This is a genomic window from Georgenia sp. SUBG003 (assembly GCF_000715355.2).
Lineage (GTDB): Bacteria > Actinomycetota > Actinomycetes > Actinomycetales > Actinomycetaceae > Georgenia.
This window is the reverse complement of sequence record NZ_CP180204.1, coordinates 2,811,400-2,835,464: the sequence shown is the minus strand read 5'-3', so window position 1 is coordinate 2,835,464 and position 24,065 is coordinate 2,811,400. Positions and strand designations below refer to the sequence as shown.

The following is a 24,065-nucleotide window of genomic DNA, read 5'->3' as shown; positions in this document are numbered from 1 at the left end:
AGGCCGAGCGTGCGGCGCGCCTCGCTGCCGAGAAGGCAGGGCAGGCGCAGCCGCTGACGCGTCGCGAGCTCCGCCGACGTCAGCTCGAGGAGCAGGCCCGGCTCGAGGCGATCGCCACGGGTGAGCTGCCCCTCGTGGACGAGGACGGACGGCCGCTGAGCCCGGAGGCCGCCGCCCAGGTCGCGCAGACCTGCCTGGAGGACTTCGATGACCAGCACCGAGATCGGCCACCCGGACGTGGCGACCGAGGCAGAGACCGTCGACCTTCTGATCTACAGCGACGACGTCGACACCCGCCGGGCAGTCATCGAGGCCGTGGGCAGGCGGCCGGGCAAGGGGCTGCCGCTGGTGCGCTGGACGGAGTCGGCGACCCACGCGGGTGTGGTGAAGAAGGTCGAGGAGGGCAGCTTCGCGATCCTCGTCCTCGACGGCGAGGCGGCCAACGGCGGGATGGCCATCTCCCGGCAGCTGAAGAACGAGATCTTCGAGTGCCCCCCGGTCCTCATCCTCACCGCCCGTCCCCAGGACCAGTGGTTGGCGACCTGGGCCGACGCGGACGCCGTCGTCAGCGCCCCGTACGACCCGATCGAGCTGCAGGAGGCGGTGGCCGGCCTGCTGCGCCGCGGACGCCAGCGGTGAGCGACTCCGTCCACGAACGACGGTCCGGGCCCACCTGGCCCGACCTCATCGCCCGGCTCGTCGCCCGCCAGGACCTCTCCGCCGAGCGGCCGCCGTCGGTGAACTGGTCGCCGCCGGCCGCTCGACGGGGCGCAGGTCAGCCCGGCCGCCCTCAGTCTCCTGCTGGGCCAGCTGACGCGCCTGCTCGCGCTCCATCCCCAGCTGGAGACCACCGCCACGGCCACGGACACCGATCTCGGGCTGACCCTCGTCGCCGCGCCGGAGCCGACGGCGTCGACGATGCTGCGGACCAGGGACGGTGACCTCACGGTTCACGGGCTCGTCCTGGAGGTGACCGCCGCGGGCGCGGCGGACGACGAGGTCTCCTCGCGCGAGCCGGCCGGGGTGCTCGCGTGAGCGCGCACGGCACCGCCGAGCACGACGCCGCGGAACGGCGCGAGGCCGCCCGCGCACTGCTGCGTCATCCGGTCCTGACGAAAGCTCGCCACGGGGAGGAGCTCGCGCTCGTCCGCCGTCATGCGCCGGCGCTGAGGAAGATGTTCCCGGCGGTCCTGGGGTACCCGCTGGTCGTGGAGTCCTCCTTCGCCCGCCTCGTCAAGGACGCCCCGAGCGCCGACGCACCGTCGCGTCCCGCCCAGCGCCGCGGCGGGCAGCCGTTCGCACCGCGCACCTACGCCTACCTCGCTCTCGTGTGCGCCGCGCTGCTGCAGACCGCCGGCCGTGAACAGGTGCTCCTGGGCACCCTGGTCGAGCAGGTCCGCGCCGACGCCGCGGTGGCGGGTATCGCCGTCGACGACTCGCTGACCGACCGGCGCCATCTCGTGCAGGCGATCGCGCTGCTCCTCGACCGGGGCGTGCTGAGCGAGACCGACGGCTCCGTCACCGCGTGGGGCGACCGCCAGGAGGAGGCCCTGCTCGACGTCAACCGGACGCTGCTGACACACGTGCTCGCGCGCCCGCTGGGTGGGGTGGCCACCCCCGAGGAGCTCCTCGCGCGCGGCGAGCGCGCCGCGGCCGAGCAGCCTCGCCGCGCGCTGCGCCGCCGGCTCGTCGAGAACCCGCTCGTGCGCCGGGAGGACCTCACCGCCGAGGAGCAGCACGTCCTCTCCCGCGAGCGCGCCGATCTCAGCCGCACTCTCGCCGAGCACTTCGGCCTGACGCTGGAGGTCCGGCAGGAGGGAGCACTCGCCTACGACGTCGACGGGGAGCTCACGGACATCGCCTTCCCCGGCCAGGGCACCGTCGCGCACGTCGCGCTCCTGCTGGTCAACGCTCTCGTCGACGACCTCGACGGCGGCCCCGGCGTCGTCGCCGACGTCGGCGGCCGCACCGTGCCCGGACTCCTCGTCCCGTGGGCCGCGGTGCAGGACGCGGTGGATCTGCTCGTCGAGCAGTACGGCACCACCTTCGCCGAGGCGTTCGCCCGTGACCCCGAGTTCCTGCAGGAGGAGGTCGTCTCCCGGCTCGAGGACCTGAGCCTGGCCCGGTGCACCGCAGCAGGGCTCGTGCTGCACCCCGCCTGCGCCCGCTACCAGCCCGAGCCTCAGCGCACCCCTCGCCGGGTGCCCGCCCCCGCCGCCCGCGCGCCCGAGGACGTGCTGCCGGAGACGCAGCAGAGCCTTTTCCCGCTCCAGGAGGACCGATGAGTGCCGTGACCACGAACCCGATCCCGGCCGACCTGGCGGGCGCTGCCGAGACCGCCCCGGACAGCGCCGTCGGCACCGCCACGGAGGGAGAGGTCACGCACCGCCCGCACCGGTGGCGCCTGCACCGGTCCGGCATCGTCAACGTCTGGCACTACTGGGCGGAGACCTTCCAGTTCTCCGGCGGCCGGATGGTGCTGCGCGGCACCAACGGGTCGGGGAAGAGCCGTGCCCTGGAGATGCTCCTGCCGTTCGTCCTCGACGCCGACCGGCGGCGCATGGACTCCACCGGCTCGGGCAAGGTGCGACTGGACGAGCTCATGAAGGTGGGCGCCGAGGGCCAGGGCAACCGCCTCGGGTACCTGTGGGTCGAGCTCACCCGCGACGGAGAGGCCGGCCGCGAGCACCTCACAATCGGCGCTCTGGTGCGCTGGTCGGCGAGCTCGGGGGAGGCGCGGGTCTGGTACTTCACCACCTCGCTCCGCGTGGGCCACGACCTCGAGCTCCTCGACGCCGCGCGCCAGCCCATGCCCCGCGAACGCCTGGCCGAGCTCATCGGCGCCGAGCGCCTCACGGAGAACCCCGAGACCCACCGCGAACGCGTCCGCAGCACCGTCTTCGGCCTGACCGGGCCGGGCGCACGCGAACGCTACGACGGCCTCCTGCAGCTCATCCGCACGCTGCGCTCGCCCGACGTCGGCAACCGCATCGAGGAGGGCAATCTTCCGCGAATCCTCTCCGACGCGCTGCCGCCGCTGTCGGAGGAGACGCTCAACGACGCCGGAGGCCGGCTCGACGATCTGTCCGAGTCCCGCGAGTCCCAGCGCCGGCTCGCCGCCGCCCACGAGCACATCAGCACCTTCCTCGGGACCTACGGGCGGTACGCGGCCACGGAACTTCGCGCCACGGCGGACCAGGCCGCCCGCACCGCCGACGCGACGCGGGCCGCCGCCGAGAAGGCCGCCGCCGCCACCGTCGCCCGCGACCAGCTCGCAGCCCGGACGGTGGAGGCACGCTCCGCCGTCGAGCGGCTGGAGACCCGGGACGGTGAGCTCGCCGCAACCACGGAGGGTCTCAAGGCGTCCGAGGCGTACCGCACTGGTTGACGATCTCGAACCCGGCCGCGTCGATGTCGCCCCAGTAGAGCACGTGCGGGCGTCGCGGAGCCAGTCGATGGCGGCGACCGCGGCCGCGCTCGCGAACCCGCCGCCCTGCACGGCGACCGTGCCGGGGAGGGGCGGGAAGTGCACGGCGGTGTCTTTGTTCTCCGAGATCAGCACGATCTCCGGTGGTATGCCGGGGTCATGGTGTCCCCGACGGTGACCGAGTCGTGCCGGCGTCCGCCGGCGGCGCGGTGGTCGGGGTCGAGGTACGTGAAGTCGACCTTGAGAAGTCGGTCGGCGAGCAGGCCGAGGTCGCTCTGGCCGGTCAGGGCGAGAATTTGCGGGCGGTGGGTGTTGAGCCACTTTGCGTGCAGGCCCTCGATGGGCACCTGTCGCGGGGTCAGGCCGCTGGCGGACCGCGGGCCTGGCCCGGGCGCTCGCCCACGCCGCGGGCCGGTGGTCCCAGCGGTACGCCGTCGAGGCGGTCCTGCTCGACCCGGCCGCGCTCCACGACGTGCTCGCGGAGGCCACGGGGGGAGTAGGGCCACGGACCGGCGTGGAGCCGGGGCCAGGCGGTCGTCGGGCGGCGTGCCGGGGTCAGGAGGAGGCGACCGCGGGCTCCGGCACCCCGGGACTCGCGAGACCTGGAGTCCTCGGCGTCCCGCGGTCCCACTCGTTGGCGAAGGCCCGCCGCTTGCCCGAGCGCAGCAGCGGGATGCTGTCGACGTAGCGCATCTCGATACGGGCGTCCCGCCCGAGGTAGGACCGGAACTCGTCGGCGAGGGCGCGGTCGCGGTCGGCGTCGACCGTCGCGCGCTGCCTGAAGAGGTAGCTCCCGGAACCGGTCTGGACGAACTGCCACTCCTCGATCCCGCGGTAGGCGCCCCAGTCGCGGACGATGCCCAGCACCGAGACCAGGCGGTCAGCGGTGTCGTAGATCTGGTCGTTGATCCGCCCGGTGACCTCCTCCAGGACGGTGGCGTCCGGCGTGCCGTCGGGGAGCACGCCGAACCGGCCGAGGTCGCCGGTGTCGTACCGCACGAACGGCATGGCCCGGTTGAACAGGTCCGTCACGACGATGCGGCCGAGCTGGCCCGGACCGGCCGGGACGTCGCGGTGGAGGTCGAGGACCTCGACGTGGTGGCTGGCCACGTTCACCCGGTACGGCCTCTCCCCGGTGCGCTGCTGGGCGAGGAGCCCGAGCTCGACGTCGGAGTAGCGGGCGGTCAGCTCACGGCCGAACCACTCCGGGGCGGCACGGTAGAGGTGCTCGCTCGGGCTCTCCGCCAGGCTGATCACGCAGGTTACGTGGTCCAGCGGCCGACCGCGCGCCTCGAGCTCCCGGCACAGTGCCTCGAGACCGGAGGCGTAACCCATGAGCGCGACGGGTCCGCGTGTGCGGCGGATCCTCGCGACCACCTCGGGCGCGGCACCGGCCCGCAGGTCCCCGACGTCGACGTCGAGGAGGTTCGACGCCAGCGCGCGCAGCGGCGAGGTCGGGTGCTCGCGGCGCAGGTAGAACATCGGCATCCCGACGTCGTAGCCCGCCGCCCGGGCCAGGGCCAGGGCGTCGACGAAGTTGCGGCGTACCTTGACGTCGTCGCGCAGCACCCGGAAGGGCGCGCCGGTCGAGCCGCTCGTCGCGGTCTCGGACAGCTGCGCGCCGAGGTAGGGCCGGGAGAGGAAGTCGGCGCCGCCGTCGCGCATCAGGGCCTTGCGGACCACCGGGAAGCTGCCGAGGTCGTCCGGGTCGCAGCCCGCGAGGTGGGGGACCGTCGCCGCCGCGTGGGCCAGCAGGCGACGCAGCCGACGGTCGAGGAAGTCCCGGACCTCCGGGGACCGGGGCGCGGCGAGGATCGCCTCGACGTCCCCGAGCGAGCGGCGCGCAGGGGAGCCCTTCAGCCGGTCGACGGCCCAGAACGTGCGGTTCCGGGCCGCGGCGGAGAGATTCATGGCCGACCCTCCTGGTCCGTGGGCTCCTCACCGTAGCGGGCAGGCGGGTCCGGCGGGCGTGATCGGGCCACCTGCCCCAGCGCCTCACGGTCGTGGCGCCTCACCCACCCGGGCCGCCGCGACGGCGTCGACGTACTCCTGCGGCACCGGCGGCTTCATGGAGCGCGAGGCCCCCCACTCGTGCTCCTCCGTGTAGAGCCAGACGTAGCCCGTGGCCTCGGCCAGCGCGAAACGGGTGAGCTCGCCGAGCGTGGCCGCGTCGTGGACGCGGTAGTCGTCCAGCTGGTCGCGGTCGTAGACGGCGAGCGCCGCCGGCACGTCACGCAGGTAGTCGTCGGTCTGGCCCGTCGGCACGGAGCGGCTGCCGGCGAGCACGAACCCGCGGCGCTGCCAGTCGGCGAAGGCGGCGTAGTCGGAGCGGCTGCGCGCGTCGTAGAACTCGCCGCCGTCGATCACCTCGGCCCGCCCCCGTCGCTCGACCATGCCCAGGAAGAACGGCCCGGCCAGCTCGTTGACCCACGAGATGTCGTTGTAGGGCAGGCCGGCGTCGCTCAGCGCCCGGTACGTGGAGGGCTCGGAGACCCAGGGCCCGAAGAGCACCATGACCTCCAGGTCGGGCCAGCCGGCGGTCATGGCTGCCATGACCTCGGTGCCGCGGCTGCGCACCAGCTGCGCCGCCTCCGCGGGTGAGAGGCCAGGGGTGGCGCCCCCGGCGTCCGACGGCGTCCAGGCCCGGGTGGTCCCGCCGTAGTCCCAGGGCGACCGGCCCTCGCCGTACCACTCGTTGTCGAACCAGATCCCGTTGTACGGCCGCCCGCTCTCGCGCAGGGCCCGGGCCATGGTGCCGGCGTTCCGCGCGACGGTGCGCCACAGGGCGTCGTCGGACCAGTCGAGCTCGTCGTGGAGGGTGATGCGCAGCCAGTTGTCCTGCATCCGCAGCCCCATCGGCAGCGCGGAGACCTTCTCGAGCAGCTCGTCGTGGTCCACGCGCCGGGCCGAGAAGATCTCCGCCGACTCCGTGGTGCGCATGACGATGCCGTCGAACGGCAGGGCGTCGTAACGGTCCGCCGCCGCGGCCACCTGGCGCGGGCTCGGGATGTCCTGGCCGTACTTGATCAGCCTCGGGGCGCCGGAGGCGGGGCCGGGCGCGGTACCCGCCGGCACGTGCTCGACGACGGGGCCGACGTCGAGCCCCGGGCTTCGACCCGCCGGCCAGACGTTCATGGCCGCCACCGCGAGCGCGGCGAGCGCCAGGGCGGCGGCGATCCACCGGCTCGCCACCGACTCCATGGTCCGTGGGCGTCCGGAGCGTGACAGCGAGTCATCGTTCACCTGCGGGACCCGGGTCGCCACTCGTTCACGATCATCCGGCGCTTGCCCGAGTCGAGCAGGGGGACGCCGTCGACGTGGACCACCCGCACGTCCGCGTCCTGCCCGAGCACCGAGAGGAACTCCTGCTGGATGCGGGCGTCACGGCCGTCGTCGGGCCGGGCGTTGAGCCGCACCTCGTAACGCCCCGGTCCCGTCTGGGCGAGCTGGAACTGCCGGACGTCGCCGAAGCCCTCCAGCTCCGGCGTCGCCATGGGGTTGACCGGACGGCCGCGGGTGTCGGTGACGACGTCGAGCACGCGGCCCGCGACGGCCGCGAGCGTGGTGTCGTCGACGCGGCCTCCCTCGTCGACGGCGAAGGCGCCGAGGTCCCCGGTGTCGTAGCGGATGAACGGCATGGCCCGGTTGAACAGGTCCGTCAGCACGATCCGGCCCGTCTCTCCGGGAGCGGCGGGCTCGTCGCCGTCACGCCGCAGGATCTCGACGGCGTAGCTCGCGACGTTCACGCGGTAGGCGGCCGTGCCGTCCCCCTGGGCGACCAGTCCGTTCTCGGTGTTGGAGTAGCGGGCCACGAGCCGGCGGCCGAAGTGGCGCGGGACGGCTGCCCGCAGGTACTCGGCCGGCGCCTCCCCGACCGCGACGACGGCGGCGACGAGGCCGTCGACCGCCGGAGCGCCCGCGTCGAGCGCCCGGCACAGCTCCTCCAGCGCCGAGCCGTAGCCCAGCAGCACCACGGGCCGGGCCCGCCGCCGGATCCCGGAGAGGACGTCCCGGGCCCGCGCCTCGTCGAGACCGAGCACCTCCACGGGGACGACCCCCCGCGCCCACGTGCGCAGGCGGTGGCCGCCGTACTGGCCGTGCCAGGCCCGCAGGTACAGGACCGGCATGCCCAGCTGGTACCCGGCCAGGCGCGCGAGCGCGATGGCGTCGGCCTCGTTGCGGCGGGCCTTGACGCGGTCCCAGACCGCCTCGAACGGCGTGCCGGTCGAGCCGGACGTGCGGTGCACCTGGAGGTGGCGGTCGCCGAGGTCCCCGGCGCGCATCGCGCGGCCGTGCTCGCGGTACGTCGCCTTGTCCACCACGGGGAAGGCGGCCAGGTCGGTGGGGTCGTGGCCGGCGTGGAACCGCGTGGTCCGTGCGGCGTGGTCGAGGATGCGGGCGAGCCGGGCACGGCGTACGGCGTCGGCGGCGGGGCTGTGCGGTGCGGCGAACAGCGCCTCGACGTCCGCGACGGACCGGGCGAGGGAGCCGCCCCGGGCGCGGTCGAGCGCCCAGAACACCTGACGGCGGGCGCGTGCGGCGGCGGTCATCGATTCCCTCTCTGGGCAGCCCCCCGACCGTGGTCATCACGCTAGCAGCGGCGCTTTCGGACGGTCGGGCGTTCGGCAGGCCGTCCCGCGCGGACCGGCCGTCCCGTTCTCCGCCGCGGCCGGGCTCCGGCCGTGTAGCGTTCGGCGCGCCCTGGCTATCGGGAGCCAGGGCGATTCGAGGTGGCCTGGATGTCCCGCACACGCGTCGTCGTCTCCACGGGCGTCCATGCCGTCGGCTCGCTCCTGCCCCAGCTGGTGGGGCTCGCCACCCTGGAGGCCACCGACTACGGGCACTTCTCGGCGCTGTACCTCACCTACGTGCTGGGGCTCTCGGTCGTCTTCTCGACGGTGTGCGACGCCTGGATCGTCACCGCACGCACCGGTGGGCCGCTCGCGCGCTGGGCGGACTACGGCAACTCGCTGGGCTGGGTCGCGCTCCTGTGCGGGGCCGCCGTCGCCCTCGTCGCGGAGCTGACGACGCTCGACCCGGCCGTCACGGCGGTCGCCGGGGTCGGCTCCGCGCTGATGGTCTACTACGACGGCGCCCGCTTCTACCAGGCCCACCGCGACCGGTGGGGGAGGGTGCTCGCCGGGGACGTCCTGGTGGTCGCCGGCTTCCTCGTCGGCTGGGCCGCGGGCGCCCTCACGGGCCAGCACGGGCTCGTCAGCCTGCTCATCGCCTGGGCGGGGGCCGCGGCCGGGGGCGCCCTCGGCGTCGTCCGGCCGCTCCTCGGTCACCCGGCCCGGGTGAAGCGGTGGATGGCGGAGCACCACCACGCCATCAAGACGCTCATCGCCGACGCCACGATGATGAACATTGGCTCGATCGGCACGCCGTACCTGCTTCTCCTCCCCATGAGCCTGCACCAGTTCGGCCTGTACCGGGCGGTCTCCAACGTCTCCGCCCCGGCCCGGCTGGTGCTCTCGCCGCTGCGCCCCGTCATCGCCGGCATGACCCGGTCGCGCCTGCACTCGGTCCCGCTGGTGGGCGCCGTGCTCGCGGGGGCCGCCTTCTTCGGGACGGCCTCGGCCCTGGCGCTGGTCTGGATCGAGCTCGTGCCGCTGCCGCTGGGGGTCATCTCCGAGATCGGCCCGTACGCCGTCCCCGCCGGCCTGTACGTGGCCGGCAACGTGATCGGTGAGTTCTTCTACATGGTGGTGCGCTTCCACACCGGCCGGGCGGCGCTCTGGTCCGGCCGCCTCGTGGAGACCGTGCTTGCGGTCCTGGGACCGGTGCTCGGCTGGATACTCGGCGGACTCAGCGGAGCCATCTGGGGCTACGCCGTCGGCACGATGGCGTTCGGCGTGGTCTGGATGTGGATCGGGCTGCGCTGTACCCGCGGGCGCTGACGCCCCGAACGCAGCGCGGGCGGCACGGCGGCCGGGAGGCCCGAACGGCAGACCGCGGACCCGGACGCCGGTCCGGGGTCCCCACTCACCCTGTTGCCGGCGGCTCCTAACCCCCCTCGCCCCCCGGAGGGTGACGGCGAGGGCATGGGGACCACCTCTAATCATCCGCGAAGTCGGTGGAGGGCACCCCGTCCGGAGTCCTTGAATGAGCGCGTCGGGGGGACCGACCGGGCAGTGCTGCCCAGCCGATCTCGAAGGACGTGCTCATGCCGACATTCGTCAGAACCCGACTCCCTCGACTCGCCTGGGACGCGGCCAGCTGGGTCATCGCGTCCGCCGTCGTCACCGGCGTCGTCCACTGGCACCTCTCGCCGCACCAGTGGGCGATCGTGGCCAGCTACGTCGTCGCCGCCTCACTCCTGCAGGTCCTCGTGGGCCTCGCGCTCAAGCTGTACCTGGGCAGGTACCGCCTCGCCACGTTCGACGAGAACGTCGGGCTCGCCGTGGTCACCGGCGTGGTGAGCGTCGTGCTCGCCACCTTCTCCGTCTCGCTCTACGGCCTGGAGTCCACCGCCGTGGCGCTGTCCGTGCTCTGCCCCCCTGCTCGCGCTGCTGTTCATGGCCCTGGGCCGGGGCGCCTACCGGATGCTCCACGACCGCGAACGGCCCCCCCGCACCGCCCACGTGCGAGCGGGTCCTCGTCTACGGCGCCGGCGACGCCGGCTCGCAGCTGGTGCGGCTCATCAGGGAGGACCGTGCCGCGGCCTACCACGTGGTCGGGCTCGTCGACGACGACCGGCTCAAGCGCCACCTGGTGATCGACGGCTGCCGCGTCCTCGGCACCGGGCAGGCCCTCGCCGAGCACGCCCGCGGCACCGGTGCCACCGCCGTGATCCTCGCCATCCCGTCGGCCGGCGCCGAGCTCGTGCGACGCGTCTCGGACGCGGCGGAGGCGGCCGACCTGAAGTTCCTCACGCTCCCGCCGCTGCGCGAGATGATCTCCCGGCCCGTCCGCCTCGGCGACGTCCGGGACCTCGACATCGCGGACCTGCTCGGGCGGCGACAGGTGGACACGGACGTCGCCCGCATCGCCGACCACCTGTCCGGCCGCCGGGTGCTGATCACCGGGGCCGGCGGCTCCATCGGCTCCGAGCTGGCCCGGCAGGTGCACCGGTTCGGCCCGGCGAGCCTGATCCTGCTCGACCGCGACGAGTCCGGGCTGCACGGGGTGCAGCTGTCGATCTACGGCCACGCCCTCCTGGACACCCCGGACGTCGTGCTCTGCGACATCCGGGACGAGCAGGCGCTGCGCGAGGTGTTCGAGAAGCACCGGCCGGAGGTGGTCTTCCACGCCGCGGCCCTGAAGCACCTGCCGATGCTCGAGCAGTACCCCGACGAGGGGTGGAAGACGAACGTGCTGGGCACGCGCAACGTGCTCCAGATGGCGACCGAGCAGGGCGTCGAGCGGTTCGTCAACATCTCCACCGACAAGGCGGCGGACGCCCGGTCCGTCCTCGGTGCGACCAAGCGCGTCGCCGAGCGGCTCACCTCGTGGTACGCCGAGCACCACGCCGGCACGTACGTCTCCGTGCGCTTCGGCAACGTGCTCGGCTCGCGGGGATCCGTGCTGCACACGTTCCGCGAGCAGATCGCCCGGGGCGGTCCGGTCACGGTCACCGACCCCGAGGTCACGCGCTACTTCATGACGATCCCGGAGGCGTGCGAGCTGGTCGTCCAGGCCGCCGCCATCGGCCACGACGGCGAGGTGCTCGTCCTGGACATGGGGGAGCCGGTCAAGATCGTCGACGTCGCCCGCCGCATGATCGCCCAGTCCGGCAAGGACGTGGAGATCGTCTTCACCGGCATGCGCCCGGGCGAGAAGCTCCACGAGGACCTCTTCTCCCAGGCGGAGCACCGGACCCGCTCCCGGCACCCGGCCATCTCCGTGGTGGCCGTGCCGTCCCTCGACCCCGCCCACCTGCCCGGCACGCGCGGCGCGCTCGCCGTGCTGCGCCTGGCGCCCGAGCTCGTGGAGGAGCGTCATGCTCGAGTCTCGCTCAGCGCCTGACGCGCGCCCGGCCGGGTCCCGGCGGCCTGCCGCCGCCCGTCCCGTGCCGCACGACGCCGTTCCCGGGGCGGCGCACGACGCCGTTCCCGGGGCGGCGCACGACGCCGTTCCCCCCGTCCAGCTCCCTGGCGGCCCAGGTCGCGCGCGAGGCGCACCTCGCGGACCTCGAGGACGACGGCGAGGACGAGCTCGCCCGCCTCGAGGACGACGACGAGGACGAGCTGGCGGCGCAGGCCCGCGCCATGGCACGGGTGCTCTCCGGCGTCTCGGCGTCCTCGGCGTCGCTGACCCGCCAGGTCGAGGAGGCCGAGGCCGAGGCGGCCGAGGAGGACCTGCCCCCGTGGGAGGCGGACCTGCCCGACGGCCGCTTCGCCGACCGGGAGCTCAGCTGGCTGGCGTTCAACGAGCGGGTGCTCGAGCAGGCGGAGGACCAGGACCTGCCGATCCTCGAGCGTGCGTGGTTCCTGGCCATCTTCGCCTCGAACCTCGACGAGTTCTACATGGTCCGCGTGGCCGGCCTGAAGCGGCGCATCGCCACCGGGATGGCCGTCACGGCGGCCTCCGGCCTCTCGCCGCGCCAGGTGCTCGAGGCGATCTCCCACCGCGCCAAGGAGCTCGCCGAGCGGCACGCCCGGGTCTTCGCCGACGACGTCCAGCCCAAGCTCGCCGCGGAGGGCATCCAGCTGCTCCACTGGGAGGGGCTCAGCACGAGCGAGCAGGAGCGCCTGCACAAGTTCTTCCGCAAGCAGATCTTCCCCGTGCTCACCCCGCTCGCGGTGGACCCCGCGCACCCGTTCCCCTACATCTCCGGGCTTTCGCTGAACCTGGCCGTGCTGGTGCGCAACCCGGTCAGCGGCAAGGAGCACTTCGCCCGGGTGAAGGTCCCGCCCCTGCTGCCCCGGTTCATCGCCGTCGACTCCGAGGGCCGGCCCTACCGCCCGGAGGACGTGCCGGCGGACGCGGGCGGGCGCACCTCGTTCGTGCCGCTCGAGGAAATCATCGCCCATCACCTCGACACGCTGTTCCCTGGCATGGAGATCGTCGAGCACCACACCTTCCGGGTCACGCGCAACGAGGACGTCGAGGTCGAGGAGGACGACGCCGAGAACCTCCTCAAGGCGCTCGAGAAGGAGCTCATGCGGCGCCGCTTCGGGCCCGCCGTGCGCCTGGAGGTCGCCGAGGGGATCAGCCCGCACGTGCTCGACCTGCTCAAGCGCGAGCTCGGGGTGGTCGACCTGGAGGTCTTCCACCTCCCCGCGCCGCTGGACCTCACGGGCCTGAACGTCATCCACGACCTCGACCGCCCGGCCCTGAAGTACCCCAAGTTCGTGCCCGTGACGGCCCAGGGGCTCGCCGAGGTGGAGTCGGCCAGCCCGACCGACATCTTTGCCGCCATCCGCGAGCGCGACATCCTCCTGCACCACCCGTACGACTCGTTCTCGACGTCGGTCCAGCAGTTCCTGGCGCAGGCCGCCGCCGATCCGAAGGTGCTGGCGATCAAGCAGACCCTCTACCGCACCTCGGGGGACTCGCCGATCGTCGACGCCCTCATCGACGCCGCCGAGTCCGGCAAGCAGGTGCTCGCGATCGTCGAGATCAAGGCGAGGTTCGACGAGCAGGCGAACATCACCTGGGCGCGCAAGCTCGAGCAGGCCGGCGTCCACGTGGTCTACGGCATCGTCGGCCTGAAGACCCACGCCAAGCTCTGCCTGGTGGTGCGGCAGGAGCCGGACGGCCTGCGCCGGTACTGCCACGTCGGAACCGGGAACTACCACCCCAAGACGGCCCGCGGCTACGAGGACCTCGGGCTGCTCACGTGCGACCGGGACGTCGGCCAGGACCTCACCCGCCTGTTCAACCAGCTCTCCGGCTACGCGCCGCGCACCCGCTTCCACCGGCTGCTCGTGGCGCCGCGGTCGGTCCGCACCGGGCTGATCGAGCGCATCGAGCGCGAGATCATCAACCACCGCGAGGGCCGGCCGGCCTGGGTGAAGATCAAGGCGAACTCGATCGTCGACGAGAAGGTCATCGACGCTCTCTACCGGGCGAGCCAGGCCGGGGTGCCGGTCGACGTCGTCGTCCGGGGGATCTGCGCGCTGCGCGCCGGGGTGCCGGGCCTGAGCGAGAACATCCGCGTCCGGTCGATCCTCGGGCGGTTCCTCGAGCACGCCCGCGTCTTCGCCTTCGGCAACGGCGGGGACCACGAGGTGTGGATCGGCTCCGCCGACCTCATGCACCGCAACCTCGACCGCCGCGTGGAGGCGCTCATCCGGATCGCGGACGAGGGCCAGATCGACTTCCTCGTCGAGCTGCTGGAGGTCTCGATGGCGGACACCACGTCCACCTGGCACCTCGAGCGCGACGGCTGGCACCGGGTGAGCCGGGGACCCGACGGCGAACGGCTCGACGACATCCAGGAGATGCTCATGGCCCGAGCCCGACGCCGCGTGGCGGCCTCCCGGTGACGTCGCGGCCGGAGGTCCTGGCCGCGGGGACGCTCACCTGGCGCGTGCGTGGGCGCAAGCTGGAGGTTCTCCTGGTCCACCGCCCGCGCTACGACGACTGGTCCTGGCCGAAGGGCAAGCTCGAGCCGGGGGAGACCCTCGTCGAGTGCGCCGCGCGCGAGGCGGCGGAGGAGACCGGGGTGCCGGTGGTGCTCGGCCAGCCGCTGCCGACCGTGCGCCACCGCCTGAAGGACGGGCGCGTGAAGACCACCCGGTACTGGGCGGCGCAGGCGGTCGACGGCGATGCCCAGTCCGTGCTGTGCCGTGACGAGGTGTGCCCCGCGTCACCGAACGAGATCGACGACGTGCGCTGGGTCGAGGTTCGCCGGGCGGCCAAGATGCTCACGTACCCGCACGACCGCGACCCCCTCGGCGCGCTCGTCGACCAGTGGAAGGACGAGCGCCTGCGGACCTGGACGATGGTGGTCCTCCGGCACGCCCGCGCCCGGAAGCGCTCCGCCTGGAACGGCGAGGAGGCCACCCGGCCGCTCACCCCCCGTCGGCCAGACGCAGTCGGAGAACCTGGTCCCGCTGCTGTCGGCGTACGGCGTCGAGGAGATCATGACCTCCCCGTGGGAGCGCTGCGCCGCGACGGTGCGCCCGTACCTCGAGGCCAGTGGCATCGGCGCGGAGCTGCGTCCGGAGCTGACCGAGGCCGCGCACGAGCGCCGGGCCAGACCGGTGCGCAACCTCGTCCGGCGGGAGCTGACCACGCGGGACGTGCCGGCGGTGATCTGCACGCACCGCCCGGTGCTGCCCACCGTCGTGGAGGAGGTCGCGGAGCGCACGCCGCACCGGATCATGAAGCAGGTGCCCGAGTCCGACCCGTGGCTGCGCACCGCCGAGATGCTGGTCGTCCACGTGGCCAAGCGGCCCGGCCGCGGTGCCGTCGTGGCGGCGCTCGAGAAGCACCGCGCCTCCTCCTGACGACGCCGGTACGGCCCGCGGCGTGGCCCCGCTCCGTCCTCGCAGGCCTCCTCGCGCGCGCCTTCGCCTCGCGCTTCCGCCGCCCCTCACCCGAGCGCCCTCGCGCGCCCTGCAGGCGGCTGATGCTCAACCGTGATCGAACGACAAGCGCATGTTCACCCACCGTTCACCGCGCGCCCGCATCGCCGACACCCGCGCTGTCTAGCGTCATCTTCCAGTCGGGCCCCCAACTCCCGGCCCCCGAGAAGAGGATGGAAATACCGTGAAGCTTGCAGCTAGCCGCCGTGTGGCGGGCCTCGCCGTGATCAGCGCCGTCGCGCTCACCCTCGCGGCCTGTGGTGGTAGTGAGGCGGACGAGAACGGCGGCGGCTCCGAGGCCACCGAGGAGGGCGCGGCCCTCTCCGGCACCCTCCCGGGCGCCGGCGCGTCCTCGCAGGAGAACGCCGTGAACAGCTGGCTCGCCGGATTCACCGAGCAGCACCCCGACGTCCAGGCGTCCTACGACCCGGTCGGGTCCGGCACGGGCCGTGAGCAGTTCATCAGCGGCGCGACCCTGTGGGGCGGCACGGACGCGGCGTTCGACGAGGAGGAGCTGGCGCAGGGGGCGGAGCGCTGCTACGGCGGCGAGGTCGTCGAGCTGCCGCTGTACATCTCCCCGATCGCGGTCGCGTACAACCTGCCCGGCCTCGGTGTCGAGAACCTCAACCTGCAGCCGGAGACGCTCGCCGGGATCTTCAACGGCGACATCACGACCTGGAACGACCCGGCCATCGCCGAGGCCAACCCCGACGTCGAGCTGCCCGACACCGACATCGTCCCGGTCAACCGTTCCGACGACTCCGGGACCACCGAGAACTTCACCGAGTACCTCGCCGCCGCCGCGGGCGACGCCTGGCCGCACGAGGCGAGCGAGACCTGGCCGATCTCCGGCACCCAGTCCGGTGCCCAGACCTCCGGCGTCGTCTCCACGCTCGAGGCCGCCGAGGGCACCATCGCCTACCTCGACGCCTCCCAGGTGCCGGACGGCTTCGGCACCGTCGCCGTCGGGGTCGGCGAGGAGTTCGTGCCGTTCTCCCCCGAGGCCGCCGCGGCCGTCGTGGACGCCTCCCCGGCCGCCGAGGACGCCACGGACCTGCGCCTGACGATCGACCTGGCCCGCGACACCGAGGAGTCGGGCACGTACCCGATCGTCCTGGTCTCCTACACCATGGCCTGCTCCGTCTACGAGTCCGAGCAGGACGCGGAGAACGTCAAGGCCCTGCTCAGCTACATCGCCTCCGAGGAGGGCCAGGAGCGCGCCGCCGACCCGTCCGTCGCCGGCTCCGCCCCGATCTCCGACGACCTGCGTACCGAGGTCGAGGCGGCGATCGAGCAGATCTCCGTCGCCTGACGCACAGCGACCGCCACGGGCGGGGCCGTGCCACCGGGACACCGGTGGGACGGCCCCGCCCGCCGTCGTGGCACCGAATGGTCGCGCGGTCCCCGGCCGCCTAGAGTGTGGCGCGGCACTGAGGTCGGACCGGAGGAGGATCCACGTGCGGGCACCATCCCGGACGGCCACGATCGCGGCGGTGACGTGCGCCCTGGGGCTCACCCTGGCTGGTTGCAGCTCTGGCGGTGAGGACCCTTCCGGCCTCTCCGGGCCGCTCCCGGGAGCGGGTGCCTCCTCCCAGGAGATCGCGATGACGGCCTGGCTCGCGGGGATGAACGACCTCCACCCTGGGGTGCTGGTCTCCTACGACCCGGTGGGGTCGGGGACCGGCCGCGAGATGTTCCTCAACGAGGCGACCGCGTTCGCCGGCTCCGACGCCGCCATGAGCGCCGACGAGCTCGAGAAGGGGCGGGAGCGCTGCTACGGCGGCGAGGTGGTCGAGCTGCCGCTGTACATCTCTCCGATCGCGGTCGCGTACAACCTTCCCGGGCTCGGTGCCGAGCACCTCAACCTGCAGCCGGAGACGCTCGCCGGGATCTTCAACGGCGACATCACGACGTGGAACGACCCGGCGATCGCCGAGACGAACCCCGACGTGGCGCTGCCCGGCACGGCGATCGTCCCGGTCAACCGCTCCGACGACTCCGGGACAACCGAGAACTTCACCGAGTACCTGGCCGAGGCGGCGGGTGACGCCTGGCCGCACGAGGCGAGCGAGACCTGGCCGATCTCCGGCACCCAGTCCGGGACCCAGACCTCCGGCGTCGTCACGACGATGCAGGCCGCCGAGGGCACCATCGGCTACGTCGACGCCGCACAGGTGCCCGACGACCTGGGCACCGTCGCCGTCGGGGTGGGGGACGAGTTCGTGCCGTTCTCCCCGGAGGCGGCGGCGGCCGTCGTGGACGCCTCCCCGGCCGCCGAGGACGCCACCGATCTGCGCCTGACGATCGACCTGGCCCGGGACACGTCCGAGTCGGGCACCTACCCCATCGTGCTGATCTCCTACACGATCGCGTGCTCCGTGTACGAGTCCGCGCAGGACGCGGAGAACGTCAGGGCACTCCTGACCTACATCGCCTCGGAGGACGGCCAGGAGCGGGTCGCCGACCCGCGGGTTGCCGGCTCCGCCCCGATCTCGGACGACCTTCGTTCGCGGGTGATGGCCGCGGTCGACCAGATCCGGGCGGCCTGACAGGGGGCCTCTGGACTGTGGCACGGAACCGATGCTCGATCCCTGTGAGCGAGACGACAGGCGCAGTTCACCCTCTGTTAACCCGGCGACCGCCTCACGGACACCGGCGCTGCCTAGAGTTCATGGCGTCGGTCTCGGCGTGCTCGCGTCCGGGTCCTACCACCGTGCGGTGCCCCCGCCGCACGCGCGACTGCCGGCCGGGTGCGAGCACCCAGGCCCAGCGCCCCGGTGCCCGGCCAGCCGCTGCGCACCGTCCACCGACCGCAACCGCTACCACCCGGAGGACCCGTGACGACCGTCACCACTCCTGACGCCCCGCCCGGACGTGCGCCGACGACCAGGCTGAGCGACGCCCCGGGCCGCCTGGGCAACAAGGTCTTCGCCGGCGTCTCCACCGGAGCGGGCATCGCGATCCTCATCATCCTCGCGGCGGTCGCGGGCTTCCTCCTCGTGCGTTCGTGGCCCGCCATCATGGCCTCGCAGGAGGACTACGAGGCCGTCGGGTTCATGCAGGGCAAGGGCCTGGGCGCCTACATCGCCCCGCTGATCTTCGGCACGCTGCTCTCCTCCGCCATCGCCCTGCTGCTCGCGGTGCCGCTGAGCGTCGCGATCGCGCTCTTCATCTCGCACTACGCCCCCCCGCCGGGCCGCGCAGGGCCTGGGGTACCTGGTCGACCTGCTGGCCGCCATCCCGTCGGTCGTCTACGGCATGTGGGGCATGTCCTGGCTCGTTCCCCAGCTGGAGCCGCTGTTCGACTGGCTCTCGGGCACGCTCGGCTTCATCCCGCTCTTCGCCGACTTCCAGGCCCCGGCGAAGAACGTCATGTCCGCCGGCATCGTGCTCGCGGTGATGATCCTGCCGATCATCACCGCCACGATCCGCGAGGTCTTCCTCCAGACGCCCCGCCTGCACGAGGAAGCGTCCCTGGCGCTCGGCTCGACCCGGTGGGAGATGATCCGGATGGCGGTCTTCCCGTTCGGCCGCTCGGGAATCATCAGCGCCTCGATGCTGGGCCTCGGCCGCGCGCTCGGTGAGACGATGGCCGTTCTGATGATTCTCTCGCCCGGCTTCCTCATCAACTTCTACCTGCTCAAGCCGGGCCAGCACCAGTCCATCGCGGCGAACATCGCCAACCAGTTCCCGGAGGCCTCCGGCCTCGGTGCCGACGTGCTCATCGCGACAGGACTCGCCCTCTTCGCGATCACCTTCGGCGTGAACCTGTTCGCCCGCTGGATCATCGCCCGCCGCGCCGAGTTCTCGGGAGCGAACTGATGACCACCACGACCGCCCCGCTGCTCGAGCGCACGGGCAAGTTGCCCGCGTGGGCGCCCTGGGGGATCCTCGCCGGCTCCTTCGTCGTCGCGCTCGTGCTGCTCAGCGTGCTCTCCGAGCCGACCGTCGCGTCGGTCGTGCTCGTCGGGGCCATCGTCTTCCTCGTGGCCAACTGGGGGACCTCCCGAGCCGTCGAGGGCCGGCGTCGCGCCAAGGACCGTCTCGCCACGTCCCTCGTGACGGGCGCGTTCGCGCTGGCGATGGTCCCCCTCGTCTCGCTGGTGTGGACCGTCCTGTCCAACGGCCTGGCGCTGCTGAGCTGGGACTTCCTGACGACGGACATGACCGGCATCTTCGGCGACATGCGCGAGGGCGGTGCGCTGCACGCCATCATCGGCACCCTGTGGGTGACGGGGATCGCCTCGCTGATCTCGATCCCGCTGGGCATCTTCACCGCGATCTACCTGGTCGAGTACGGCAGGGGGCGCCTCGCCCGCGCGATTACCATCCTCGTGGACGTCATGACGGGCATCCCGTCCATCGTCGCCGGCCTGTTCGCCTTCGCGTTCTTCACGATCATCGTCGGGCCCGCCTACCGCTCCGCGTTCATGGGGGCCGTCGCGCTCGCCGTCCTCATGACCCCGGTGGTGGTGCGCTCCGTGGAGGAGATGCTGCGCCTCGTCCCCAACGAGCTGCGCGAGGCCTCCTACGCCCTCGGCGTGCCGAAGTGGCTCACCGTGGTCAAGGTGGTGCTCCGGACCGCCATCGCCGGCATCACCACCGGCGTGATGATCGCGATCGCCCGCGTGATCGGCGAGACCGCCCCGCTGCTGATGACCACGGGCATCATCGCCACCACGAACAACGACCCCTTCGAGGGCCGCATGGCGACGCTCCCGGTGTTCGCCTACCGCCAGTACGCGCAGGGTGGTGTCGGGGTCGAGCGGGCCTGGGCCACGGCGCTCACCCTCGTCGCGATCGTCATGCTCCTGAACCTCGTGGCGCGCCTGGTGAGCAGGTACTTCTCGCCGAAGGGCGTCTCGTGACCCGCTCCGTCCCGCCCGCGGGCACGCCCCTCGACACCGACCCCCGGCGCCTGCCGGCACGCGCCCCGGGGCTCGGGCACCCAGCAGAGCGGTGTGGAAGGCCGCGATCCCGCCGAGCCCGGCGGCGCGCCGCCGCGGGTCCCGCGAGAGCGCGAGGGCGCCGACGGCGGCCTCGTACCCGACGCCCAATAGCGGTACGAGCACGCGCGGGTGCGCACCGAACGTCGCGTCCCACAGCCCGGGGAGCGGGCCGAGGCCCCATGGCGAGACCTCCTGGAACCACCGGCCCATGCCGGCGTAGGACCCGGGACGGGCGACGACCATGCACGTGTTCAGCCCCGCGCCCCCGACCATCATCGCGCCGGCCACCACGCCGACCCGGCGGGCCCACCGGGGCCCAGGACCGTAGCTCATGACGCACCTCCGCCGTCGTCCCCTCCTTCCTACCGGGGACGACGGCGGAGCCGCGAGAGACCTTGGTCCGCGGGTCGCTCAGGCGCGAGCGGGCTCGAGCTCGGGCAGCCCGTCGAGGCGGGCGAAGAGCCGGTCGAAGACGGCCGCACGGTCGAACTGCACCCCGTGCGCCCGGGCGCGCTCCTCCCACGCCCGCCGCTCCCCGGGCGGCATCCCGACGGCGCGGTCCAGAGCGGCCGCGACGGCGGCGGGGTCCTCGACCGGGACGACGATCGCGCAGTCGCCCACGGCCTCCCCGATGCCGCCGGTGTCGGTGGTGATCACGGGTCCGCCCCCGGCGAGCATCTTCTCCACCAGCGCGATCCCGAAGGTCTCGGTGAACTCCGGCAGCGGTTTGCTGGGCAGCGCGTACGCGGCGCTGCCGGCCATGAGGTGGGGCTTCTCGGCGTCGTCGACGTCGTCGAGGAAGACGATCCGGTCGGCGACGGGCGACGCGGCCGCCTGCGCCCGCAGCGCCGCGGCCGCCGGCCCGCTGCCGGCGACCACGAGGCGGACCGAGCCGTGCACGGAGCTGGCGGCGAAGCCCTCGACGAGGTCGTCGACGCCCTTGGCGGGGCTGAGCCGGGACAGGAAGAGGACGTACCCGTCACGCTCCAGGCCGCGGGCGGCGAGAACCGCCTCGGTGTCCGCGGGGTCGAGGTCGAGGTAGGCGCTCGTGTCGATGGCCGGGTAGGAGATCGCCACCCGCTCCCGGCACCGCTCCGCGAACGTCGTGCCGTGGCGGGCGTCGATCGCGGCGGCCTCGGCGACGATGAGGTCGCGGGTGTACTCGGAGACGGCCACGCACACGTCCGAGTCGAGGTAGCTGGACAGCACGTGCGCGGCGGCGCCGAAGCGGCCCTCGTCCACGCAGGAGCGCACGACGTTGGTGACGTCGGAGCCGACGGCCTCGGCGATCGTGGTGACGTTCACGGGCAGGCCCGTGCTGCGGGCCACGCGGACGGCGTCGGCGACGGCGATCGTGTGCGGGCTGAGGTACAGCGACATGCAGACGGTGGGGACGCCGTCGGTGAACAGCTCGACCAGCCGTCCCGTGATGCCGGCGAGGTAGCGGCCGTCGGGCACCTTGTAGTCGCCCACGGGGCCCGGACGTTCGACGACGATGCCGTCGCTGTAGGGCAGCACGTGGTCCAGCGGCTTCAGCGGCAGACCGCTGGCCTGGAGCCGTTCGACCGGCCAGGTGACGATGCGGACCTCGTCGAACCCGCGTGTCAGGGCCGCCTCGGCGAGGTTGCGCGCCTCGCCGGAGTGCCCGCAGATCACCGGGTCCGCGCGGACGACGATCACCAGACGGCGCTCGGGTTTGGTCATGGCTGGGGTACCTCCAAGGCGGACGTAACGGGCGAGACGTCAACTTCTCGGTGAGACGTCAAGTTCTCGGTGAGACGTCAACTTCTCGGTGAGCGGTCAGTGCTCCGACGTCTCACGGAGAAGATGACATCTCGGCACTGAGGGGGGTGGGCCCGGCGGACGACGGCGGCCGGTGGGCCACGGCCGTGCCCCAGTCCGACGGCGTGGCCGCGAGCTCGAGAAGAAGTGTGCCACCCGCGTGGACCTCGTTGCCGCTCAGCCACGTCCGCTCGAGCGGCACGCCGTCGAGCCGGGCCGAGCGCACGTACTGCACCGGCCCACCGGGCTCGGGCTCGGTGAACCCGGCGGTGGCGATCTCGAAGGTTCCGCCGCCGACGCTGACCCGCGCGTGCCGGAACGACGGGGCGTTGAGCAGGAACAGGTTCTGCCCCGCCACGGGGAAGATTCCGAGGGAGGCCCAGACGTACCAGGAGCTCAGGCCGCCGGAGTCGTCGTTGCCCGGCAGCCCGCCGCGACCGGTCCCGAACTGGTGGTTCAGTGCCGCGTGGACCACCTCGGCGGTGCGGTCCGGCCGGCCCGCGTACTGGTAGGCCCAGGGGGCCTCCATGTCCGGCTCGTTGTTCAGGCCCTCGAACCGGTCGAGCGCGTAGCCCCGGGCCATCTCCCCGGCGGAGGGCCGTACGCCGGGCTGGCTCACCGGCGCGGCGCCGAAGCCGAAGAAGCGGTCCAGCAGGGCGACGAACGCCTCGTCGCCGCCCGCGAGCGCGATGCGCGCCGCCATGTCGTGCACCAGGCGGAAGGAGTAGTTCCACCGACCGCCCTCGTAGAACGTGGAGTCCTTCAGCAGCCCGGTCGCCGGGTCGAAGGCGTTGACCCACTGCGCGGCGAGCGGCGCGAACTGCGCCACCAGCGCCCGGTCCCCCACGTGCTCGGCCACCTTCGACGTGCACCAGTACCCGAACGCGAGGTCGAGGGTGTGGCTGACGGGGTGGGCCTCGCCCCGCAGGAGGAAGTCCTCGCCGTACATCCGGCGCAGGTCGTTGTGCATGTGGACCAGCGCCCACTCCCAGTCCATCCCGGGCAGCCCCAGCTGGCACAGGTCCGCGAGGAAGGTCTGGGCGAGGGCGGAGCCCTGCCGGGAGAACTGGTCGGCACCGCGGGACATGCGGTACCCGATCGGCAGGTTCCCCTCCTCCTCGCAGATGTGGACGAGCGCCTCGGCGAGCTCCACGGCCCGCTCCGGCACCAGCGTGGTGAGCAGCGGCAGCTGGGTGCGGTAGATGTCCCACATCGTGCTGATGTCGAACGCGAACGGGCCGTCGGCGGGCCAGAACGGGCTCTCGCCGCGGGCCAGGCAGGGCTTGAGGAGCGAGTGGTAGAGCGCCGTCGAGAAGATGGTCTCCCGCTCGGCGGAGGGAGTGTCGACGGCGATCGTGCCCAGGTGGTCGCGCCACACCTGCGCGGTCGCCGCACGCCGGGTGTCGAAGCTGCCCGGGCCGGCACCGCAGTCGCGGTAGAGGTTCTTGCGGGCCTGCTCCTCGCCCCGCAGGGAGAAGCCGAGGCGCAGCTCGACCACCTGGCCGGGCTCGGTGGGTCCGGCCCACATGAGACCGAACGGGCGCAGCGTCGTGGGCCGGATCGAGTCGAAGTCCAGGCGGGTGCCGCCGGGCATCAGCCGGCGGTCGTACCAGAGCATCTGCCGCCACTGGTCGGCGTCGCACTCCGCGTGGACGGAGAGCGGGGCCCCCTCGACGACGATCTCGCCCTGCGCGACGCCCGGCGTCAGGGCCTGCAGGTGCGCCCGCAGCGGGATCGTCGCGCCGTACGGGATGGCCAGGCCACCCAGCGAGAGGTCCACGACCAGCCGCGCGTCGCGGTGGGCGGGGAAGGTGTAGCGGTGGACGGCGCTGCGCGGCCCGACGGTCACCTCGCACCGGATCCCGGACGCGAGCGTGGCGGCGTACCAGCCGGGTTCGGCCTCCTCCTCGAGGACGTCCCACAGCGTGCCCAGGGAGTCGAGCGGCTCCAGCATCGGGGTGACCCGGAAGTAGTTGTAGTACTTGCGGATCGCGCCCGTGCCGGACTGCTGGAAGTGGGTGAAGCCCGAGGCTACCTGCCGCTCGTGCATCGTTGCCGGGACGCCCTCGGTGCTCAGCTCGTAGCGGCCGTAGCCGGTGGGGTACGCCCCGGAGTACGCGCACGCGGACACCATGCCGAGCGGGTAGGCGGCTCCCGGGTGGGTGTTGCCGACCTGCGGCTTGGGCCACCACCACGTGGCCGCGAGGCCCGACGGCGCGGGCAGGTCGGTCACCTCGGTGCCGATGAACGGGTCAACGCGCTCGAGCACGCCCGGTCCCCTCCCCCGCCCCGGCGGCTTCCGGCCGGGGACGCGCGACGACGATACGTATGGACGGACGTTAGAGCGTCGGGAACCCCGGCGCCCGACCGACACGGCGGGGGTCCGCACCGGACCGGACGGGAGGGGCCCGATCGGTCTCTCGGCTGCGG

The 24,065-nt window shown here is 73.1% G+C and carries 19 protein-coding genes and 3 pseudogenes; 14 read left to right on the top strand and 8 right to left on the bottom strand.

Features of this window, described 5'->3' with window-relative positions:
- Positions 1-207 precede the first annotated feature (207 nt).
- The 4 genes and pseudogenes from DA06_RS14440 (at position 208) to DA06_RS14425 (ending at position 3,388) form a co-directional block, all read left to right on the top strand.
- Positions 208-639, top strand: a complete 432-nt coding sequence (locus tag DA06_RS14440) for a hypothetical protein (RefSeq protein WP_052436776.1) — start codon at positions 208-210, stop codon at positions 637-639.
- A gap of 144 nt (positions 640-783) precedes the next feature.
- Positions 784-1,035: pseudogene (locus DA06_RS14435) on the top strand (hypothetical protein); the annotation flags it as partial.
- Positions 1,032-2,285, top strand: coding sequence for a TIGR02678 family protein (locus DA06_RS14430; protein WP_052436775.1), 1,254 nt, complete (start codon positions 1,032-1,034; stop codon positions 2,283-2,285). The pseudogene DA06_RS14435 and the gene DA06_RS14430, both read left to right, overlap by 4 nt.
- The gene (locus tag DA06_RS14425; protein WP_418605324.1) at positions 2,282-3,388 is read left to right on the top strand and encodes a hypothetical protein; all 1,107 of its coding nucleotides are present in this window, start codon (positions 2,282-2,284) and stop codon (positions 3,386-3,388) included. The genes DA06_RS14430 and DA06_RS14425 overlap by 4 nt, the downstream gene beginning before the upstream one ends.
- On the opposite strand, the gene DA06_RS14420 is transcribed toward DA06_RS14425, so the two are convergent.
- The 5 genes from DA06_RS14420 to DA06_RS14400 all read right to left on the bottom strand — a co-directional run bounded on the left by DA06_RS14420 (position 3,357) and on the right by DA06_RS14400 (position 7,977).
- The gene (locus DA06_RS14420; protein WP_418608023.1) at positions 3,357-3,431 is read right to left on the bottom strand and encodes a Wadjet anti-phage system protein JetD domain-containing protein; all 75 of its coding nucleotides are present in this window, start codon (positions 3,429-3,431) and stop codon (positions 3,357-3,359) included. The genes DA06_RS14425 and DA06_RS14420 overlap by 32 nt on opposite strands.
- 124 nt (positions 3,432-3,555) lie before the next feature.
- Entirely contained in the window at positions 3,556-3,774 is a 219-nt protein-coding gene (locus tag DA06_RS14415; protein WP_418605322.1) for a hypothetical protein, read from the bottom strand.
- 208 nt (positions 3,775-3,982) lie between these two features.
- Positions 3,983-5,338 carry a hypothetical protein gene (locus DA06_RS14410; RefSeq protein WP_043501242.1) on the bottom strand — a complete coding sequence of 452 codons (1,356 nt, stop codon included), beginning with the start codon at positions 5,336-5,338 and terminating at the stop codon, positions 3,983-3,985.
- 84 nt (positions 5,339-5,422) lie between these two features.
- A complete protein-coding gene (locus tag DA06_RS14405; protein WP_418605320.1) occupies positions 5,423-6,670 on the bottom strand; it encodes a hypothetical protein in 1,248 nt (415 codons plus the stop codon).
- Positions 6,667-7,977 (bottom strand): hypothetical protein, encoded by a 1,311-nt coding sequence (locus DA06_RS14400; RefSeq protein WP_043501238.1) that lies wholly within the window; start codon positions 7,975-7,977, stop codon positions 6,667-6,669. Before DA06_RS14400 ends, DA06_RS14405 begins: the two co-directional genes overlap by 4 nt.
- Before the next feature lie 189 nt (positions 7,978-8,166).
- Here DA06_RS14400 and DA06_RS14395 point away from each other — a divergent pair, with 189 nt between their 5' ends.
- From DA06_RS14395 to DA06_RS14385, 3 genes are all read left to right on the top strand, one after another.
- Complete coding sequence (locus DA06_RS14395) at positions 8,167-9,327, top strand: hypothetical protein (RefSeq protein WP_043501235.1); 1,161 nt, start codon at positions 8,167-8,169, stop codon at positions 9,325-9,327.
- A gap of 266 nt (positions 9,328-9,593) precedes the next feature.
- Positions 9,594-10,145 carry a hypothetical protein gene (locus DA06_RS14390; protein ID WP_418605318.1) on the top strand — a complete coding sequence of 184 codons (552 nt, stop codon included), beginning with the start codon at positions 9,594-9,596 and terminating at the stop codon, positions 10,143-10,145.
- A complete protein-coding gene (locus DA06_RS14385; protein WP_418605317.1) occupies positions 10,061-11,395 on the top strand; it encodes a polysaccharide biosynthesis protein in 1,335 nt (444 codons plus the stop codon). The genes DA06_RS14390 and DA06_RS14385 overlap by 85 nt, the downstream gene beginning before the upstream one ends.
- Here the strand turns inward: DA06_RS14385 and DA06_RS14380 are convergent.
- Positions 11,385-11,639: a hypothetical protein gene (locus tag DA06_RS14380; protein WP_418605316.1), complete on the bottom strand. Its 255-nt coding sequence runs from the start codon at positions 11,637-11,639 to the stop codon at positions 11,385-11,387. The genes DA06_RS14385 and DA06_RS14380 overlap by 11 nt on opposite strands.
- Here DA06_RS14380 and DA06_RS14375 point away from each other — a divergent pair.
- The 7 genes and pseudogenes from DA06_RS14375 to pstA all read left to right on the top strand — a co-directional run bounded on the left by DA06_RS14375 (position 11,638) and on the right by pstA (position 19,772).
- Positions 11,638-13,860 (top strand): RNA degradosome polyphosphate kinase, encoded by a 2,223-nt coding sequence (locus DA06_RS14375; RefSeq protein ID WP_052436772.1) that lies wholly within the window; start codon positions 11,638-11,640, stop codon positions 13,858-13,860. The two genes, DA06_RS14380 and DA06_RS14375, sit on opposite strands and share 2 nt — an antisense overlap.
- Positions 13,857-14,186: pseudogene (locus DA06_RS14370) on the top strand (NUDIX hydrolase); the annotation flags it as partial. The gene DA06_RS14375 and the pseudogene DA06_RS14370, both read left to right, overlap by 4 nt.
- Positions 14,143-14,826, top strand: coding sequence for a histidine phosphatase family protein (locus DA06_RS14365; RefSeq protein ID WP_418605315.1), 684 nt, complete (start codon positions 14,143-14,145; stop codon positions 14,824-14,826). The pseudogene DA06_RS14370 and the gene DA06_RS14365, both read left to right, overlap by 44 nt.
- Positions 14,827-15,088: 262 nt before the next feature.
- Complete coding sequence (locus DA06_RS14360) at positions 15,089-16,216, top strand: phosphate ABC transporter substrate-binding protein PstS (RefSeq protein ID WP_043501224.1); 1,128 nt, start codon at positions 15,089-15,091, stop codon at positions 16,214-16,216.
- Between the two features lie 145 nt (positions 16,217-16,361).
- Positions 16,362-17,453, top strand: coding sequence for a phosphate ABC transporter substrate-binding protein PstS (gene pstS / locus DA06_RS14355; protein ID WP_418605313.1), 1,092 nt, complete (start codon positions 16,362-16,364; stop codon positions 17,451-17,453).
- Positions 17,454-17,741: 288 nt separating this feature from the next.
- Positions 17,742-18,726: pseudogene (pstC, locus tag DA06_RS14350) on the top strand (phosphate ABC transporter permease subunit PstC).
- Positions 18,726-19,772: a phosphate ABC transporter permease PstA gene (pstA, locus tag DA06_RS14345; RefSeq protein WP_043501221.1), complete on the top strand. Its 1,047-nt coding sequence runs from the start codon at positions 18,726-18,728 to the stop codon at positions 19,770-19,772. Before pstC ends, pstA begins: the two are co-directional and overlap by 1 nt.
- A 492-nt stretch (positions 19,773-20,264) precedes the next feature.
- Here the strand turns inward: pstA and DA06_RS14340 are convergent, their stop codons facing one another.
- Both DA06_RS14340 and DA06_RS14335 read right to left on the bottom strand, forming a co-directional pair.
- Positions 20,265-21,557: a glycosyltransferase gene (locus DA06_RS14340; RefSeq protein WP_043501213.1), complete on the bottom strand. Its 1,293-nt coding sequence runs from the start codon at positions 21,555-21,557 to the stop codon at positions 20,265-20,267.
- A 112-nt stretch (positions 21,558-21,669) separates the two neighbouring features.
- Positions 21,670-23,904, bottom strand: coding sequence for a glycoside hydrolase domain-containing protein (locus DA06_RS14335; protein ID WP_043501210.1), 2,235 nt, complete (start codon positions 23,902-23,904; stop codon positions 21,670-21,672).
- Between the last annotated feature and the right edge of the window lie 161 nt (positions 23,905-24,065).

Bases quoted from the DNA above. Each gene is read 5' to 3' on its own strand.
- DA06_RS14400 (WP_043501238.1), bottom strand. From the start codon at position 7,977: ATGACCGCCGCCGCACGCGCCCGCCGTCAGGTGTTCTGGGCGCTCGAC.
- DA06_RS14380 (WP_418605316.1), bottom strand. From the start codon at position 11,639: ATGGCGCGGGCCTGCGCCGCCAGCTCGTCCTCGTCGTCGTCCTCGAGG.
- DA06_RS14395 (WP_043501235.1), top strand. From the start codon at position 8,167: ATGTCCCGCACACGCGTCGTCGTCTCCACGGGCGTCCATGCCGTCGGC.
- DA06_RS14340 (WP_043501213.1), bottom strand. From the start codon at position 21,557: ATGACCAAACCCGAGCGCCGTCTGGTGATCGTCGTCCGCGCGGACCCG.
- DA06_RS14410 (WP_043501242.1), bottom strand. From the start codon at position 5,338: ATGAATCTCTCCGCCGCGGCCCGGAACCGCACGTTCTGGGCCGTCGAC.
- DA06_RS14365 (WP_418605315.1), top strand. From the start codon at position 14,143: ATGCCCAGTCCGTGCTGTGCCGTGACGAGGTGTGCCCCGCGTCACCGA.
- DA06_RS14390 (WP_418605318.1), top strand. From the start codon at position 9,594: ATGCCGACATTCGTCAGAACCCGACTCCCTCGACTCGCCTGGGACGCG.
- DA06_RS14425 (WP_418605324.1), top strand. From the start codon at position 2,282: ATGAGTGCCGTGACCACGAACCCGATCCCGGCCGACCTGGCGGGCGCT.
- DA06_RS14440 (WP_052436776.1), top strand. From the start codon at position 208: ATGACCAGCACCGAGATCGGCCACCCGGACGTGGCGACCGAGGCAGAG.
- pstA (WP_043501221.1), top strand. From the start codon at position 18,726: ATGACCACCACGACCGCCCCGCTGCTCGAGCGCACGGGCAAGTTGCCC.
- DA06_RS14375 (WP_052436772.1), top strand. From the start codon at position 11,638: ATGGCACGGGTGCTCTCCGGCGTCTCGGCGTCCTCGGCGTCGCTGACC.